This is a genomic window from Amorphus orientalis (genome assembly GCF_030814015.1).
Classification (GTDB): Bacteria; Pseudomonadota; Alphaproteobacteria; order Rhizobiales; family Amorphaceae; genus Amorphus; species Amorphus orientalis.
This window is the reverse complement of the sequence record NZ_JAUSUL010000005.1, coordinates 215,846-233,284: the sequence shown is the minus strand read 5'-3', so window position 1 is coordinate 233,284 and position 17,439 is coordinate 215,846. Positions and strand designations below refer to the sequence as shown.

The 17,439-nt window shown below is 66.4% G+C and carries 12 protein-coding genes; all 12 read left to right on the top strand.

The window, feature by feature from the left end; translation table 11 throughout:
• Positions 1-32: 32 nt before the first annotated feature.
• The 12 genes from J2S73_RS19840 to cysG all read left to right on the top strand — a co-directional run bounded on the left by J2S73_RS19840 (position 33) and on the right by cysG (position 17,308).
• Positions 33-2,210 carry a TonB-dependent receptor gene (locus tag J2S73_RS19840; protein ID WP_306887423.1) on the top strand — a complete coding sequence of 726 codons (2,178 nt, stop codon included), beginning with the start codon at positions 33-35 and terminating at the stop codon, positions 2,208-2,210.
• On the top strand, positions 2,211-3,491 hold the full coding sequence (locus J2S73_RS19835; RefSeq protein ID WP_306887422.1) for an MFS transporter: 1,281 nt from the start codon (positions 2,211-2,213) through the stop codon (positions 3,489-3,491).
• Between the two features lie 3 nt (positions 3,492-3,494).
• The gene (locus tag J2S73_RS19830; RefSeq protein ID WP_306887421.1) at positions 3,495-3,677 is read left to right on the top strand and encodes a hypothetical protein; all 183 of its coding nucleotides are present in this window, start codon (positions 3,495-3,497) and stop codon (positions 3,675-3,677) included.
• 69 nt (positions 3,678-3,746) lie between these two features.
• Entirely contained in the window at positions 3,747-4,334 is a 588-nt protein-coding gene (locus tag J2S73_RS19825) for an ANTAR domain-containing response regulator (RefSeq protein WP_306887420.1), read from the top strand.
• 5 nt (positions 4,335-4,339) lie between these two features.
• A complete protein-coding gene (locus tag J2S73_RS19820) occupies positions 4,340-5,617 on the top strand; it encodes a CmpA/NrtA family ABC transporter substrate-binding protein (RefSeq protein ID WP_306887418.1) in 1,278 nt (425 codons plus the stop codon).
• A 332-nt stretch (positions 5,618-5,949) separates the two neighbouring features.
• The gene (locus tag J2S73_RS19815; RefSeq protein WP_306887417.1) at positions 5,950-7,350 is read left to right on the top strand and encodes a CmpA/NrtA family ABC transporter substrate-binding protein; all 1,401 of its coding nucleotides are present in this window, start codon (positions 5,950-5,952) and stop codon (positions 7,348-7,350) included.
• Positions 7,351-7,410: 60 nt separating this feature from the next.
• On the top strand, positions 7,411-8,499 hold the full coding sequence (locus tag J2S73_RS19810; protein WP_306887416.1) for an ABC transporter permease: 1,089 nt from the start codon (positions 7,411-7,413) through the stop codon (positions 8,497-8,499).
• 12 nt (positions 8,500-8,511) lie between these two features.
• The gene (locus tag J2S73_RS19805) at positions 8,512-10,242 is read left to right on the top strand and encodes an ABC transporter ATP-binding protein (RefSeq protein WP_306887415.1); all 1,731 of its coding nucleotides are present in this window, start codon (positions 8,512-8,514) and stop codon (positions 10,240-10,242) included.
• Between the two features lie 62 nt (positions 10,243-10,304).
• Positions 10,305-12,755, top strand: coding sequence for a nitrite reductase large subunit NirB (gene nirB, locus J2S73_RS19800; RefSeq protein ID WP_306887414.1), 2,451 nt, complete (start codon positions 10,305-10,307; stop codon positions 12,753-12,755).
• The gene (gene nirD, locus J2S73_RS19795; protein ID WP_306887413.1) at positions 12,752-13,123 is read left to right on the top strand and encodes a nitrite reductase small subunit NirD; all 372 of its coding nucleotides are present in this window, start codon (positions 12,752-12,754) and stop codon (positions 13,121-13,123) included. The genes nirB and nirD overlap by 4 nt, the downstream gene beginning before the upstream one ends.
• A 74-nt stretch (positions 13,124-13,197) precedes the next feature.
• A complete protein-coding gene (locus J2S73_RS19790) occupies positions 13,198-15,864 on the top strand; it encodes a nitrate reductase (protein WP_306887412.1) in 2,667 nt (888 codons plus the stop codon).
• Complete coding sequence (gene cysG, locus J2S73_RS19785; RefSeq protein WP_306887411.1) at positions 15,836-17,308, top strand: siroheme synthase CysG; 1,473 nt, start codon at positions 15,836-15,838, stop codon at positions 17,306-17,308. The genes J2S73_RS19790 and cysG overlap by 29 nt, the downstream gene beginning before the upstream one ends.
• Positions 17,309-17,439 lie beyond the last annotated feature (131 nt).

Genomic DNA, 17,439 nt, shown 5'->3' with positions numbered 1-17,439 from the left:
TAGCGGGCCGGCCGACAGGGGAGCAGCCAGAGATGCGTCCAAAAATCCGCAACCGTCATCTGAGGGAAGCCGGCGCTTTGTTCGCGCTGGCGCTCGGCGCCGCCCATGGGATCAATGCGGCGCATGCCCAGTCCGCCGAACCGCCGGCTGATGCCGCTATCGTCCCGGACGACGGCGTCATCGCCCTCGGCGAGATCATCGTGACGGGCGAGCGGGTCGACAGGGCGCTGGCCGATACGGTGACGCCCGTCACCGTCATTCCCGCCGACAATCCGATGGTTCAGACCCCCACCTCCGACATCAACGACGTCGCCACCATCGCGCCCAACGTCTACAACACGTCCCGCACCGAGCCGCCGAACGTGCGCGGCATCCAGGGCGGTGGCGCCGGCGGCCTCGTCTCGTCCTTCGCCGTCGGTGCGTTGCCGCGGCTCCCGATCATCGTTGACGGCGTGGCCCGCACGCCGACCCTCACCAACACCCTCGGAATGTCGCTTTGGGATGTCGAGCAGATCGAGGTGCTGCGCGGCCCCCAGAACCTCCTGCGCGGCCGGCTCGGCCTCGCGGGTGCCATCATCGTGGACACCTACGACCCGCAGCCCGACTTCGGAATGGCGCTGCAGGGCGGTCTCGAATTCGACGCTTTCAACAACCCTGCGTTCACGCTGAACGGCATGCTGAACGCGCCGCTCAGCCAGGACTGGGCCGTGCGCGGGACGTTCGAGATCACCGATGGGGAAGATCCGCGCGAGACGCTCGATCCCGCCAACGGCTTCATCAACGACTACGATCAGATCCGGCTGCGCGCAAAGCTCGGTGGCAGGGTCGAGCACGGTCTCGGCGTCACCGACGTGCTGGTGCTGGGCGAATACGAGCACGGCACGGCGCCGCAGGCCCGCAGCCAGATCAACGACTTGAGCTACACCAATCCGGCAACCGGACAGACCGGCGGTCCGCTGAGGGACCGGCTTGTCGACGCGACGCGCACCCGCGCCTTCGACAACGATGGCGCCGTCATTTCGCTGCAGACCAGCACGCTGACGGATATCGGCACGTTCGAGACGTTTACGAGCGGGACGTTTACCGGCTTCGAGAGCGTGCCGAGACAGATCGAGCCGACGCGGTTCGATTTCGAAGAAGGCACGTTCTCCAACGACCTCATCTACACGTTCGGCCCCGCCGGAGATCTCATCGCCGGCGAGTTCGGGGGTCTCGTCGGCCTGTCCTACGAATACCGGCATTCGGTGACAGACTTCGACGGCGCCATCACCGGCAAGCTCGACGTCACCAGTCAGCAGGCCGCCACGTTCGCCGACATGCGGTACGGGCTGACGGATCGGCTCAATCTGCTCGCCGGGCTGCGTGTCAACGTGTTCCAAGACGACCGCTCACAGACTAGCCGGGTGCTGCTTCCCATTCCGGGTGCACCGCCGGTCGTCGGCGAGAGCACACTCGACGACACCGAAACGGTCCTGCTCCCGAGCGTCGGCGTCGCCTACGATATCGACCCGCGGCAGACCGTCGGCCTCACCCTGCGCCGCGGCTACAATCCCGGCGGAGCGTCGGTCAACTTCTTCACCGGCGAGCCGTTCTTCTATGACAGCGAAACGGTGTGGACCACCGAGGCGGTCTATCGCGGCCGCTTCATGGAGGACCGTCTCGGCATCAACGTCAGCGCCTTCTACAACCGCTTCCAGGATCTGCAGCTCTATGGCGAAACGATCCCGGGCAACCGCTTCACGCTGCAGGTCATCAACGTGCCGGATGCGCAATCCTACGGACTGGAGCTGGAAACCGACTGGCGCGCGCGGGAGTGGCTGACCCTGGGCGGCTCGCTCGGACTGCTTCAGAACGAGATCCTGGATTCGGTCGGGACCCGGCAGGACCTCGACGGGAATCGCTTCGGACAGGACCCGATCATCACCGCAAGCCTGCAGGCCATCGCCGAGGTGGCGCCGGGCGTCAGCGTCGACGGACGCGTCCGCTATGTCGGCCCGGTGGAAAACGACTTCAACAACATCGCGCTCGATGAGGTCGGCGACTATGCGACCATCGACGTCGGAGCGACGGCGGACTGGAAAAACCTCTCCGCACGGGCCTACGTCAACAACGTGACCAACACCCAGGGCGTGACCAGCCGGGTCGGCGGCGGCTACGTCAGCGTCATCGATCCGCGGACCTTCGGCGTATCGCTCACGGCGCGGTTCTAGATGCGGCCGGGAGAGCCATCGGCCGCCATTGCAGCGCCGGGGTCCGGCGGTGTCCTGACAGTTCTGTCGACCGTCGCCGGCCTCTCGTTCCTCCAGTCGCTGCTGGGGCAATTCGGCACCCAAGGAGTGACCCTGTTCCTGCGCGACGGTGGCGCGAGCGCATCATTGATCGGTCTGGTCTTCCTCGGCGGGATCCCGTTCGTGCTTCGCTTCCTGTGGGCGCCGGTCCTCGACCGCTACCGGCTCGGCGCCGATGGCCGCGCTTCACGTATCGGTCAGTACGGCCGCTGGGTGATCCTGGGACAGGTGCTTGCGGCGATCGTGCTTGCCGTGTGGCTGCTGCTCGACCCAGCGGAGACGCCCGCCCTCGTCGTCGCCACGGTGCCGGTGCTCTTGGTTGCCGTCGCAGCGCAGCTGGTGGCGACCGGCGCTTTCATGATCGCGGCACTCGAGCGCGGCACCTATCCCAGGGGGGCCGTCGTCCAGGGCGCGGCAGCCGCGGTCGGGGCCGTCGCGCTCGGCGCCGGCGTCCTCTATCTTCTCGGCGAACTCGGGTGGACCGCGGTGGTGTCGGCGCTTTTGTGTCTGACGCTGGTCTGTCTCCTGGCGTCGCCGTTTGCGCTGCGACGGTCCCCGGCCTACCCCACTGGCCACCGTCGCCCCTCGCTTCTCAGTCAGTTCTCGATCTTCCGCGATCGGCGCGTGCGCCTTATCCTCCTGGCCACGACCGCCTCCAGCGCGGTCGCCGTTCCCGGCATCGCCCTGAAGTCGGTCCTCCTGATCGATGCCGGGCTCTCGGTCTCCAACGCGAGCCTTGTCGGCCTGGTCTTCGCCAATGTCGCCGTCTTCGCGTTGACGCTCGCCGTCCGTCCGCTGATGGAGCGGTACGGATGCGCCCTCGTTCTTCTGGGGCTGACGGTCGCCGCGATCGCCGTCATGTCGATTTGCGGCCTGGTTCTCATCACTGGCGGCGCAATCACGCTCTGGACCGCCGTACCGGTCGCCATTTTCGGGACCGCGACCGGTTACACCATGATCAGCGCGACGCGCCCGCTCGTCATGGTCCGATGCCTTCCCGAGCGCCGCGCCGCGGACCTCGCGTCGTTCGGCGGCGTGGAGAGCGTCGCGCTGCTCCTCTTCGTGACGCTCGCATCCCAGTTCTACGACTGGATCGGCCCCGGCCCGATGTTCTGCGCCGGCGCCGTGATCTCCACGGCCGGTGTGGCCACCGCCTTCCACCTCCACCGCCTGGAGAGAGCAGACCTGAGCCGCCGAAGGTGACCTATGACGCTGACGGTGGGCCGTGAGCAGACGGACGGCGGCTTTTTGCCAGATGCCTTCCGAAGCTGCCCGTCCGCTTCCGTCCAGCTTTGCCCGATCGGCTTTGCGCCAATCACCGACATTCATGCGGAAATCTCCGACACCGCAATTGGACACCCAAAGCGCGCGGCCAAGCAGAAGCAGTGAGCTCGCGGCAAAACAGGCCGCAGCTTCATGCTGCATTGCACTCAAGGCACGGATCAGCAAGATTGGCGCATGTCCGACGCTTCCTTGCGCATCCTCGTGATCGACGACAATGCCGTCCGCGCTTCGATCATCGAGGACGGCCTGCGCGAGGCTGGCCTTTCGGATGTCACCGTGATCATCGAGATGCGCGGTCTTCTGCGCCAGATCGTCGAAGCGGATCCGGACGTCGTCTTCATTGATCTGGAAAACCCGAACCGAGACGTTCTGGAACAGATGTTCCAGGTCTCGCGAACGGTGCGCCGGCCGGTCGCGATGTTCGTGGATCGCTCTGACGCCGCGTCTATCGAGGCGGCGATCGACGCCGGCGTTTCGGCCTATGTGGTCGACGGGCTCCGCAAGGAGCGGGTCAAGCCCATTCTCGACATGGCGATCAGCCGCTTCAACGCATTCAACCGGCTTCGCGACGAGCTTGAGCATGCCAAGCAGGCGCTCGAAGACCGCAAGGTCATCGACAAGGCAAAGGGGATCCTGATGAAGACACGCGGCATCGGGGAGGAGGAGGCCTATGCACTGCTGCGCAAGACGGCAATGAACGAAAGCCGACGGGTCGCAGATATCGCGCAAGGTCTGGTGACCGCCTCGAAGCTGCTCGGATGACGACGATGACGCTCTCTCGCCCGACTGCCGCAGAGACCAGCGCCCAGTCCGACGAGACGGCAACGCTGACGATCGGATTCATCCCTTTGGTCGACTGCGCGATCCTGGTGGCCGCCGCCGAGAAGGGCTTTGCCGAAGCGGAGGGGCTGCAACTGGCGCTCGTCCGCGAAACCTCGTGGGCCAACATCCGGGATCGGGCGATGCTCGGCCATTTCGACGCCGCACAGATGCTGGCGCCGCTGCCCATCGCATCGACACTGGGTGCGGGCGGCCATCTCCAGGTGCCCATGGTGGCGCCGTTCTCCCTGGGGCTGGGCGGCAACGCGATCACGCTGTCGGAGCAGCTGTGGTCGGCGCTTGAAGCCGATGGAGCGGAACTGAGCGACGGTCCCGAAAAGACAGTGGGCCATCTCGCCCGCCATGTCGCCCGTCGCAAGGCGGAGGGCAGAGACCCTCTCACGCTGGCGACAGTCTATCCGTTCTCGGGGCACAACTACGAGCTTCGCTACTGGCTGGCCTCCGGCGGTATCGATCCCGACCGGGATGTGCGTCTCGTCGTTCTTCCTCCGCCGTTCATGGTCGATGCGCTGGCCGAGGGGCAGGTGGATGGATTCTGCGTCGGCGAACCCTGGAACTCCCTTGCGGTCGAGAAAGGCGTCGGCGTCATTGCGGCGACCAAGTCCGCGCTGTGGCGCCAGGGTCCCGACAAGGTGCTCGGCCTGCGCAGACGGTTCGCGGAGGAACATCCCGAACGCCTCGAAGCGCTGATCAGGGCGCTGTATCGGGCAGCGCGCTGGGCCTCCGATCCCGGTCATCTCGACGAGCTGGCCGGCTTGCTCAGCCGTCCCGCCTATGTCGGCGGCAGTCCCGCCGTCATGCAGGCTGCGCTGAGCGGACGGATCACCCGGCGCAAGGGGGTTGCGTCCGGGGAAATACCCGACTTTCTGGTTTTCCACGCGCACGCGGCGAATTTTCCCTGGCAGAGCCATGCCCTCTGGTTCTACTCGCAGATGGTCCGATGGGGGCAGGTTCCCTATCGGTCCGAGGATCTCGCGCGCGTGCGACAGGTCTACCGCCCGGATATCTACCGAGCGGCGCTGAAATCCACGGACGCCGATCTGCCGAATGCCAGCGCGAAGGTGGAGGGCGCCCTGAAAACACCCACGCCTGTCGCTTCCAGGAGCGGTCGGATGGTGCTCGGTCCCGACGGCTTCTTTGACGGCCGTCTGTTCGATCCGGACGACGTGGAAGGCTACCTGCGGTCCATCGGGGTCGAGGTCTAGCCCGGTTGCAGTGCCGCAAGTCTCATCGCATGTGCACAACAGTTGTGCTTGCGGAGATCGACCCAGCGCTCATACCCTTGAATTAGTCGAACATCGGTCTTTGGGCGCAGCAGCCTGACGGACGCGTGAGATGTTCGATCCGGATACGACCATTGGCCAATGGCGGCCCGTCGGACCGGCTGACAGTTTCCAACCATATCGGCGCACCCACCGTCGGGGCGCCCAGGCAACGCCGTCGATCATCGTCTCCTCGCAGGAGGAGGACGCGCTGATCCGACGGCTTTTTTCGTTTGCGCGGCTTCTGCCGCCAGGAACGGGAGTGGGAGATGACAATGGGGACGTTCGACAGGCGTATCGGGCTCAAGGGGCTCGCACTGGGAACGGCGCTGACGGTGTTGGGGGTGGTGTCGGGCACGTCCGCGTCCGCGGAGATGCTGTTTCCCGAAAAGGATGAGCTGACCTTCGGCTTCATCAAGCTCACCGACATGGCGCCGCTCGCCATCGCCTACGAAAAGCACTTCTTCGAGGACGAGGGGCTTTACGTGACCCTGGAGCCCCAGGCGAACTGGAAGGTTCTGCTCGACCGGGTGATCACCGGCGAACTCGACGGCGCGCACATGCTCGCGGGCCAGCCTTTGGCCGCTACCATCGGCTACGGCACGGAGGCCCATATCATCACGCCGTTCTCGATGGATCTGAACGGCAACGGCATCACCGTCTCCAACGAGGTCTGGGAGATGATGAAGCCGAATATTCCGACCAATGCTGACGGCAAGCCGCAGCATCCGATCTCGGCCTCCGCTCTCAAGCCGGTCGTCGAAGACTTCCGGCAGCAGGGCAAGCCCTTCAACATGGGAATGGTCTTTCCGGTCTCCACCCACAACTACGAGCTGCGCTACTGGCTCGCCGCCGGGGGAATCCATCCCGGCTACTACGGCGAGAACGACACCACCGGACAGATCAAGGCGGACGCGCTTCTGTCCGTGACGCCGCCGCCCCAGATGCCGTCGACCCTCGAGGCCGGCACGATACATGGCTATTGCGTCGGCGAACCCTGGAACCAGCAGGCCGTGTTCATGGAGATCGGCGTGCCGGTGATCACCGACTACGAGATCTGGAAGAACAATCCGGAGAAGGTCTTCGGTATTACAGCGGAATTCGCCGAGAAATATCCGAACACAGCGCTCGCCGTCACCAAGGCCCTGATCCGGGCCGCGATCTGGCTCGACGAAGACGACAACGCCAACCGGCAGGAAGCCGTCGAGATCCTCTCGAAGCCCGAATATGTCGGTGCCGACGCTGAAGTCATCGCCAACTCCATGACAGGCACCTTCGAATACGAGAAGGGCGACAAGCGGCCGGTCCCGGACTTCAACGTCTTCTTCCGCTACAACGCGACCTATCCGTTCTACTCCGATGCGATCTGGTACCTGACCCAGATGCGGCGCTGGGGCCAGATTCCGGAGGCAAAGCCCGACAGCTGGTACGACGAGACCGCGCGCACCGTCTATCGCCCGGACATCTATCTGAAGGCGGCGCGCATGCTGGTCGAGGAAGGGCTCGCCGACGAGGCGGACTTCCCCTGGGACACCGACGGCTACCGCGAACCGACCGACGCGTTTCTCGACGGCATCGAATACGACGGCCGCGCACCCAACGCGTACATCGACTCGCTGTCGATCGGTCTGAAGGGCCCCGAGCAGATCAAGGGAACCGAGGTGACAGGGGGCTGACCCCCGTCCACGGCCCCGTCCGTCTTCGACCTCCGTTCCAGTCATCGAGAGCCAACCGTCATGACCACCGCCGACGAGTTCGTCGACACGTCCCCCAGCACCCGTGCTGCCGCCCGACGCGATGCGCGACTTGCCGCCGTCGACCGGATCTCCCGACCGATGTCGAGTTTTGGGTTCGGCTGGCTCGTTCCGGTCGTCCGGATCGCCGCGGGTGACCGGTCGCCAAGCCAGTTCAAGGCGATCGGAAGCCAGATCCTGGTGCCGCTCATCGGGATTTTCGCCTTCCTGGCAGCCTGGGCGCTGCTTGCGCCGCAGGTGAACACGTCGCTCGGGGCCATTCCGGGACCGGTTCAGGTCTGGCACCAGGCCGAAGCGCTCTACGGCGAGCACGTCGCCGAACGCCAGGAGGCCCAGGCCTTCTACGAGCGCCAGGAGGAGCGCAACGCCAAGCTGGTGGAGGCCGGGTATGGCGACCGGGTCAAATGGCGCGACTACACCGGCCGACCGACCTATTTCGACCAGATCCTGACCAGCCTGAAGACCGTCGCGATCGGCTTCGTCATCGCCACGCTCATTGCGGTTCCGCTCGGCATCGCCTGCGGTCTCTGGCCGACCGTCAATGGGGCCGTGAACCCGCTGATCCAGGTCTTCAAGCCGGTGTCGCCGCTCGCGTGGTTGCCGATCGTGACCATGGTGGTCTCGGCGCTCTACGTGAACTCCGTCGATGCCTTGCCGAAGTCGCTGGTCGTCTCCGCCATCACGGTGACGCTGTGCTCGCTGTGGCCGACCCTGATCAACACGGCGCTCGGCGTCTCGTCGATCGACAAGGATCTCCTCAACGTCAGCCGGGTCCTCAACCTGTCGCCGGCGAAGAAGCTCACCAAGCTGGTGCTGCCGTCGGCGCTGCCGCTGATCTTCACCGGGCTGCGCCTGTCGCTCGGCGTCGGCTGGATGGTGCTCATCGCCGCCGAGATGCTCGCCCAGAATCCGGGGCTCGGAAAGTTCGTCTGGGATGAGTTCCAGAACGGCTCGTCCGACTCGCTGGCCCGCATCATGGTTGCGGTCCTGACCATCGGCATCATCGGGTTCCTGCTCGACCGCCTCATGCAGGCGCTGCAGGTGGCCTTCACCCACTCCGCGACCCGCTGAGGAGGTGAGATCATGGCTCTTCTCGAATTGAGTGGTGTGACGAAGGCTTACGGCGCCGGTCAGGCCCGCAATCCGGTTCTGGGCGGGATCGATCTGTCCGTCGAGGAAGGCGAGTTCGTCGCGATCGTCGGCTATTCCGGTTCCGGCAAGACGACGCTTGTCTCCACAATCGCAGGCCTCGAAACGCCGGACGCCGGGACGGTTCGCTTCCGCGGAAAGCCCGTGAAAGGGCCTTCGCCCGAGCGCGGCGTCGTGTTTCAGTCCTATTCGCTGATGCCCTGGCTCACGGTTGCCGGCAATGTCGAACTTGCGGTCGACGCCATCTTCCCGAAGAAGTCCCGGGCGGAGCGGAAGAACCTCGCCGACACCTATGTGGAAATGGTGGGGCTCTCCCATGCCCGCGAGCGCCGTCCGGCCGAACTCTCCGGCGGCATGCGCCAGCGCGTCGCCGTCGCCCGGGCGCTCGCCATGCAGCCGGATCTGCTGCTCCTCGACGAACCGCTCTCGGCCCTGGATGCGCTGACCCGCTCCAAGCTGCAGGACGAACTGACCGAGATCTGCGGCCGAGAGAAACGCACCTTCGTCCTGATCACCAACGACGTCGACGAGGCGATCCTGCTGGCCGACCGGGTGATCCCGCTGAACCCGGGTCCGGACGCGACGCTCGGGCCGGACTTCAGGATCGACCTTCCGCGCCCGCGCGACCGTGCGGAGCTCAACCACGATCCGGACTTCCGGCGGCTGCGCGTGGAGATCATCCGCTATCTCGACGAGGTGGGGGCAGGGACCTCAGGCGCCTCGGACCTCGACGTGCCGAAGGTCGTGTCGCTGGCGGCAGCGGGGGCGCCTCCGAAAGCGTACCGGGACGCGGCGGCGTCGCCGATCGAAGAGCGTTACGTCGAGTTCTCCGGCGTCACCAAGACGTTCCCGACGAAGGACGGGCCGCTGACAGTCGTCGACGGCTTCGATCTGAAGATGCAGAAAGGCGAGTTCGTGTCGCTGATCGGCCATTCGGGCTGCGGCAAGTCCACGGTCCTGAACATGGCCGCCGGGCTCGCCGACGTCTCCGGCGGCGGCATCGTGCTCGACGGCCGCGAGGTCGACGGCGCGGGACCCGAGCGCGCGGTGGTCTTCCAGTCGCCTTCGCTGTTTCCCTGGCTCACGGCCCGTGAGAACGTCGCGATGGGCGTCGGGCGGGTCTATCCGAAGGCCAGCGCTGCCGAGCGCCGCGAGGTGGTCGAATACTATCTCAAGCGGGTCGGTCTCGGCGACGCGATGGACCGGCGGGCCGCCGATCTTTCCAACGGCATGAAGCAGCGCGTCGGCATTGCGCGCGCCTTCGCGCTGTCGCCCAAGCTCCTCCTCCTCGACGAGCCGTTCGGCATGCTCGACAGCCTGACCCGCTGGGAGCTGCAGGACGTCCTGATGGACGTGTGGAAGCGCTCGAGCGTCACCGCGATCTGCGTGACCCACGATGTCGACGAGGCGATACTGCTGGCCGACCGCGTGGTGATGATGACCAACGGCCCGCATGCTCGTGTGGGCAAGATCATGGAGATCGACCTGCCGCGCCCGCGGGACCGCAAGGCGCTGATCGAGCATCCGGACTTCTACGCCTATCGCGAGGAGCTTCTGGAGTTTCTGGAAGCCTACGAGGGCGGAGCCGATCCGACACCGGAGCACCTCGAAGAGATCCGGACAAGGCGCGCAAAGCGCAGCCCGGCGGTCTCGGCTGCGGAATAGGAGGCGCTCGTGAGCCGATCCATCGCGAAACACAGTCACACCATGGCAGCGGAGCACGCGAGATGACGGAAAAGCTCGTGATCGTCGGCAACGGGATGGCTGCCGGCCGGCTACTCGAACATCTGACGGAGACCGATCCGGGCCGCTACGACGTCACCCTGTTCGGTGCGGAGCCGAGGGTGAACTACAACCGGATCATGCTGTCGCCGGTGCTGGCCGGGGAGAAGCGGTTCGAGGACATCCTGATCCACGACGAGGCCTGGTACCGGACCAACAAGGTGTCCCTCGTCTCGGGCCGCAGGATTGTCGGAATCGACCGTGCGGCGAAGACGGTGGCGTCCGAGGACGGGGCCGTCGTCTCCTACGACAGGCTGGTACTCGCCACCGGATCCGATCCGGTCATGATCCCGCTCCCGGGTCACGATCTTCCCGAAGTCATCTCCTTCCGCGATCTCGACGACGTGGAGAGGATGACGGCCGCTGCGGCGAAGGGCGGCAAAGCCGTTGTGATCGGTGGCGGGCTGCTCGGGTTGGAGGCGGCGGCCGGGCTGAAGGGCCGGGGCATGGACGTGACCGTCCTGCATCTGGCTCCGACGCTGATGGAGCGCCAGCTCGATCCCTCGGCCGGTTATCTCCTCCAGAAGGAGCTGGAAAGCCGCGGCATCCGGGTCATCACCCGCGCCAACACCAAGGCGATCCAGGGCGGCCGTCACGTCGAGAGCGTTCTTCTCGAAGACGACACCGAGCTCGATGCGGATCTGGTGGTCATGGCGGTGGGGATCCGTCCGAACGCCGCGCTCGCCAGGTCCGCCGATCTCGAGGTCAATCGCGGCGTGGTCGTCGACGATCACATGCAGACGTCGGATCCCGACATCCTCGCCGTCGGCGAATGCGTGGAGCATCGCGGCACGTGCTACGGGCTCGTCGCCCCGCTCTACGAGATGGCGAAGGTCGCGGCCGCCCGGCTGTGCGACGACGCCGAGGCGGCCTTCGTGGGCGCGGTCACGTCGACCAAGCTGAAGGTGACCGGCATCGACCTCTTCTCGGCCGGCGATTTCGCGGAGGGAGAGGATCGCGAGGAGATCGTCCTGCGCGACGCGTCCCGCTCGATCTACAAGCGGCTCGTCATCGAAGACGACCGGATCGTCGGCGCAGTCCTCTACGGCGACACGTCCGACGGCGCCTGGTTCTTCGACCTTCTCAAGGAGAAGGCCGACGTCGCCGATCTGCGCGAAACCCTCATCTTCGGACGCGCCTATTCCGGAGGCGCGCCGCTGGACCCTATGGAGGCCGTTGCAGCCTTGCCGGATAGCGCGGAGATCTGCGGCTGCAACGGCGTGTGCAAGGGAGACATCGTCTCCGCGATAACCGGCAAGAACCTGTCTTCTCTCGAGGACGTCCGGACCCACACGAAGGCCTCCAACAGTTGCGGGTCCTGCACCGGGCTCGTGGAGCAGCTGCTCTCGGTGTCGCTGGGCGATGCCTACGATCCGGCGGCCGTGAAGCCCATGTGCGGCTGCACCGAGCTTGGCCATGGCGAGGTTCGCCGGCTGATCGTGGCGAAGGAGCTGAAGTCGATCCCGGCGGTCATGCAGGAGCTGGAGTGGACGACCGCGAACGGCTGCGCCAAGTGCCGGCCGGCGCTGAATTACTATCTCATCGCCACCTGGCCGGGCGAGTATGTCGACGACCAGCAGTCGCGGTTCATCAACGAACGCGTCCACGCCAACATCCAGCGCGACGGCACCTACTCGGTGGTTCCGCGCATGTGGGGCGGCGTGACCAATGCGCAGGAGCTGCGCGCCATCGCCGATGTGGTCGACAAGTTCGAAATTCCGACGGTGAAGTGCACCGGCGGCCAGCGCATCGACATGCTCGGGGTCAGGAAGGAGGACCTGCCGGCGGTCTGGTCCGATCTCAACGCCGCGGGTCTCGTCTCCGGTCACGCCTACGGCAAGGCGCTCAGGACCGTGAAGACCTGTGTGGGCACGGACTGGTGCCGGTTCGGAACCCAGGATTCCACCGGGCTCGGCATCCGGATCGAGAAGTTCATGTGGGGCTCGTGGACGCCGGCCAAGGTGAAGATGGCCGTCTCCGGCTGCCCCCGCAACTGTGCCGAAGCCACCTGCAAGGACGTCGGCGTCGTCTGCGTGGAGAGCGGCTACGAGATTCAGATCGGCGGGGCGGCGGGGCTCGACATCAAGGGCACCGAGCTTCTCGGCAAGGTCGACACCGAGGACGACGCCTTCGAGGTCATCGTCGCGGTCGTGCAGCTTTATCGCGAGCAGGGCTGGTACCTGGAGCGGATCTACAAGTGGATGGCCCGGGTCGGGCTGGAGACCGTTCAGGCTCAGGTGATCGAGGACCTGGAAAACCGCAGGGCCCTGTTCGACCGCTTCGTCTTTTCCCAGCGCTATTCCCAGGCCGATCCATGGGAGGAGCGGATCCGGGGCCGCGATGCCCACGAGTTCGCGCCTCTGGCTGATCTTACCCTGAAGGAGGCTGCGGAATGAACGACCGCTGGCACAAGATCGGCCATCTTCATGACATCCCGCCACTGGGGGCGCGCTGCGTGCTGACCCCGTTTGGCCGGATCGCGGTGTTCCGCACCGCGGACGATGCACTCTACGCCCTGGAGGATCGCTGCCCCCACAAGGACGGGCCGCTGTCCCAGGGGATCGTCCACGACACCTCGGTCACCTGCCCACTCCACAACGCGGTGATTGCCCTGGCCAGCGGGGAAATGTCGGGTCCGGAGGGCGGCCGCACCCGCACCTTCGATGTCCGGGTCGACCCGGCGTCGCAGGCCGTCGAGCTGTCTCTGGAGCCGAGGTCGGCGGAATTCGTGCGGCCGGACCGGCCGCTCGCGGCCGCAGAGTAGACGCCGGAGCGATTTCTGACGGGCGTACGCGCCCGATCGGATGATTTCACCAATGCAGGTGATCGAGCGAAGTCATGGACGCGACACGAGCGAATACGACGGTCCGCACGACCTGCGCCTATTGCGGCGTCGGATGCGGCGTGCTGGCGACCCCGAGAGCGGACGGGAGCGTCGATATCGCCGGGGATCCGGAGCATCCGGCGAACTTCGGGCGACTGTGCTCGAAGGGATCGGCGCTCGGCGAGACCCTCGGCCTCGACGGACGGCTGCTCCATCCCCGGGTCGGCGGGCGGCGGGTCTCCTGGGACGCTGCGACAGAGCTGGTCGCCGAGCGCTTTGCCCACGCCATCGCCGAACACGGACCGAACTCGGTCGCGCTTTATGTCTCCGGCCAGCTTCTGACCGAGGATTACTTTGTCGCCAACAAGCTGATGAAGGGCTTCATCGGGTCGGCGAACATCGACACCAACTCACGCCTGTGCATGGCATCCGCCGTCGCCGGCCACCGCAGGGCCTTCGGAGCCGATATCGTGCCGGGGACCTACGAGGACTTCGAACAGGCCGATCTCGTGGTTCTTGTCGGCTCCAATCTCGCCTGGTGCCATCCGGTGCTCCACCAGCGCCTGATGGCTGCGCGCGACAGGATCGGCACCCGGCTCGTGGTGATCGATCCGCGGCGCACGGCCACCGCGGTCGATGCGGACCTGCACCTTGCGATCGAACCGGGCTCCGACGTCGCCCTGTTCAACGGCCTGTTCGCCTATATGTCGGAGGTCGGGGCGGTCGACACGGGCTTTGTCGCAGCTCACACCTGCGGTCTGGAACAGGCGCTCGCCGAAGCGTCAGGCCACGTCGCGGACGTTGCCCGTCTCACCGGGCTCGACCCTTCGGACGTTCAGGCCTTCTTCGAGCTGTTCGCACGGACCGAGAAGGTGGTCACTGCGTTCTCGCAGGGCGTCAATCAGTCGGTCTCGGGCACCGACAAGGTCAATTCCATAATCAACTGCCATCTGATCTCCGGCCGCATCGGAAAACCGGGCATGGGACCGTTCTCCGTCACCGGCCAGCCCAACGCGATGGGCGGGCGCGAGGTCGGCGGTCTGGCCACCCAGCTCGCGGCCCATATGGATCTGGAAGCGGCCGCCGACCGCGAACGTCTCGGACGTTTCTGGCAAACGCGATCGGTCGCAGATCGTCCCGGGCTGAAGGCGGTCGATCTCTTCGAGGCTGTCCGCGATGGTCGGATCAAGGCTTTGTGGATCATGGCGACCAACCCGGTCGCGTCGATGCCTGACGCGGATCTGGTGCGGGAGGCGCTGAAGGCGTGCCCCTTCGTGGTGGTCTCCGACATCCTGCCCGACACCGATACCGCAAAATGTGCGGACGTCCTGCTGCCGGCGGCCGGCTGGGGCGAAAAGGACGGTACCGTCACCAACTCCGAGCGCCTGATCTCGCGTCAGCGCGCCTTTCTCGACCTTCCCGGCGAGGCGCGTCCCGACTGGTGGATCATCACCCAGATCGCCCGGAGAATGGGGTTCACAGCCGCGTTCCCCTATTCGAAACCCGCCGACATTTTCGCCGAGCATGCGGCCCTGTCCTCCTTCGAGAACGATGGGGGGCGGGCTTTCGACATCGGCGGGCTGGCGGCTCTGGATGCTGCCGGGTATCACGAACTGGCACCCGCACGATGGCCATTCCGCCGGGACGCGAGCGCACAGACCCGCTTCGGGGGAGATGGTCGCTTCTTCACCCCCGACGGTCGCGCGCGGTTCGTCGCGACGCCGGTCGCCGGCCCCGCCCGGGAACCTCGCTATCCGATGGTGCTCAACACCGGTCGGGTTCGTGACCATTGGCACACGATGACGCGGACCGGCCGCTCGCCCCGCCTGTCCAGACACATCGCCGAGCCGTTCGTCGAAATCCATCCGCTTGATGCGGCCCAGGCAGGGATTGGGCCGGCGGACCTCGTTCGGGTCGAAAGCCCCTTGGGTCAGATCGTGGTGCGGGCGCTGGTTGCGGCGACCCAGCGGCAGGGGACCGTCTTCGTCCCGATGCACTGGAACGGTCAGACGGCGAGCGACGCCCGGGTCGACAGTCTGGTGATTGCCGACACCGATCCCGTCTCCGGGCAGCCTGCTTTGAAGTCCGGCAGGGTACGGATCGCGCGATTCCCTGCGCGGTGGTACGGCTTTGCCGTCACCCGGTCTTCTCCGCGAACACAGGATTGCGACTACTGGGCGCTGGCTCGCGCTCGGGCAGGCTATTGCGCGGAGCTCGCCGGCCTGGCCGATCCGGCTTCCTGGCGTGATCTGTTTGCGTCGCTGCTCGGATTCACCCTCGCCGAGGACGACGTGCACGCCCTGCATGATGTGCAGTCCGGGCACCACCGCCTGGCGGCCTTTTCCGGCGATCGCCTGCTCGGCGCGCTTTTCGTCGCCCGAGAACCCGTGGCCGCTTCCCGCAGCTTCCTGGCGGCAGCGCTGACGGAGCGGTTCGAGACCCCGCAGGACCGGCTCGCACTCCTGGCGGGACGCCCGCGTGGTGACGTTCCCGATACCGGTGCTCTCGTCTGTTCGTGCTTCGAAATCGGCACGAACCAGATCGAGGCGCTGGTGCGCGCAGGCGGGGCGAAGAGCGTCGACGACGTCGGCGCAAAGCTCAAGGCTGGAACCAACTGCGGCTCGTGCCGCGCGGAGATCCGGAGGATCATCCATGCTCGATCGCTCGAAAACGCCAACTGAGCGCCGGCCCGGGCGGATCGAACCGCTGGCCAAACTGCCGGTCTTCTTCGATCTTGCCGGCCGGCGCGCCGTGGTGATCGGCGGATCGGAAGGGGCGGCCTGGAAGGCCGAACTGCTTGCCGCCGCGGGGGCCGACGTCTCGGTGTTCGCCGCCGATGCGTGCTGTGACATGGACGCTCTCGCGGCTGATTCCCTGCCGGCGGGCTCCGTGACGCTCGTGCGTCGGTCCTGGCGTGCGGATGACCTAGTCGGCGCCGCTATCCTCGTGGGCGATGCGGAGACGGCGGAGGACGCTTCGGCGATCCGGTCCGCCGGACATTCAGCAGGCGCGGCCGTCAACGTCATCGACAAGCGGGACTTCTGCGATTTTCAGTTCGGTTCGATCGTCAATCGCTCGCCGGTGGTGATCGGCATTTCGACCGACGGGGCGGCGCCGGTGCTCGGACAGGCGATCCGCCGACGGATCGAGGCGCTGGTGCCGCCCTTCGTCGGCGCCTGGGCGGAGGCCGCGAAGGCGCTGCGAAGCCTTGTCGCCGAGCGGATCGGCGGCGCCGACGCACGCCGCCGCTTCTGGGAGCGCTTCGCCGAGCTGGCCTTTCGCGCGCCCCCGGGGCCGGATCCGCGGATGACCCTCCGCAGGGTCGCGGCGGAGACGGCGAGCGGGGCGTCCGCCGGTCGGGTGAGCCTCGTCGGCGCCGGGCCCGGTGACGCGGAATATCTCACACTCAAGGCGATGCGGGTGCTCCAGTCGGCCGATGTGATCCTGTTCGACGATCTGGTCGCCGGGGAGGTGCTCGAGCTCGCCCGGCGTGAAGCGCAGCGCATGCTGGTGGGCAAGCGGGGAGGGCGCGTGTCCTGCCGCCAGGAGGATATCAACGCGCTGATGGTCAAGCTGGCCTGCCAGGGCAAGCACGTGGTTCGATTGAAGTCCGGCGATCCGATGATCTTCGGGCGGGCAGGCGAGGAGATCGCGGACCTCTCACGACACGGCGTTCCCGTCGACGTCGTGCCGGGAATCACGTCAGCGCTCGCGCTGGCGTCGAAACTCGGTGTCTCGCTGACCCACCGGGACTGCGCGCATTCCGTGCGTTTCGTGACCGGCCATGCGCGCGATGGCGGTCTGCCCAGGCTCGATTGGGCCGGCCTGGCCGATCCGGAGACGAGCCTGCTGGTCTATATGGGCGGCCGCACCTGCGCTGATTTCGCAGAGCGACTTATCGCCGAGGGACTGCCGCCCTCGACGCCTGTCGTCGCCGCATGGGCTCTCGGCCGTCCGGATGAGCACATCGTGCATGGCAGGCTCGACGGCTTGGCCGATAGTGTGGCCCGGATCGGATACGAGCGACCGGTCCTGCTTGGTGTCGGCCACGTGTTTTCTGCGGCTTCGGCGACTGCGGCCTCGTCGACCGGGCTGGAGACCCGAATGGCGGTCTCGTCTATCTGAAGGCGGGCGACCCGTCTGTCTATCGGGCCGCCGGCCTCGTTTGGTTGGGATCTGGCCCGATCGGTTCATATCATGACGAGGGCTCGGCACAGTGTCACCGGTCGCGGCGCCTCCACGACGGGCCCATTGAT

What these genes read in the sequence shown, in the direction of transcription:
- J2S73_RS19840 (WP_306887423.1), top strand. Translation starts at nt 33, where the DNA reads ATGCGTCCAAAAATCCGCAACCGTCATCTGAGGGAAGCCGGCGCTTTG.
- J2S73_RS19835 (WP_306887422.1), top strand. Translation starts at nt 2,211, where the DNA reads ATGCGGCCGGGAGAGCCATCGGCCGCCATTGCAGCGCCGGGGTCCGGC.
- J2S73_RS19830 (WP_306887421.1), top strand. Translation starts at nt 3,495, where the DNA reads ATGACGCTGACGGTGGGCCGTGAGCAGACGGACGGCGGCTTTTTGCCA.
- J2S73_RS19825 (WP_306887420.1), top strand. Translation starts at nt 3,747, where the DNA reads ATGTCCGACGCTTCCTTGCGCATCCTCGTGATCGACGACAATGCCGTC.
- J2S73_RS19820 (WP_306887418.1), top strand. Translation starts at nt 4,340, where the DNA reads ATGACGCTCTCTCGCCCGACTGCCGCAGAGACCAGCGCCCAGTCCGAC.
- J2S73_RS19815 (WP_306887417.1), top strand. Translation starts at nt 5,950, where the DNA reads ATGGGGACGTTCGACAGGCGTATCGGGCTCAAGGGGCTCGCACTGGGA.
- J2S73_RS19810 (WP_306887416.1), top strand. Translation starts at nt 7,411, where the DNA reads ATGACCACCGCCGACGAGTTCGTCGACACGTCCCCCAGCACCCGTGCT.
- J2S73_RS19805 (WP_306887415.1), top strand. Translation starts at nt 8,512, where the DNA reads ATGGCTCTTCTCGAATTGAGTGGTGTGACGAAGGCTTACGGCGCCGGT.
- nirB (WP_306887414.1), top strand. Translation starts at nt 10,305, where the DNA reads ATGACGGAAAAGCTCGTGATCGTCGGCAACGGGATGGCTGCCGGCCGG.
- nirD (WP_306887413.1), top strand. Translation starts at nt 12,752, where the DNA reads ATGAACGACCGCTGGCACAAGATCGGCCATCTTCATGACATCCCGCCA.
- J2S73_RS19790 (WP_306887412.1), top strand. Translation starts at nt 13,198, where the DNA reads ATGGACGCGACACGAGCGAATACGACGGTCCGCACGACCTGCGCCTAT.
- cysG (WP_306887411.1), top strand. Translation starts at nt 15,836, where the DNA reads ATGCTCGATCGCTCGAAAACGCCAACTGAGCGCCGGCCCGGGCGGATC.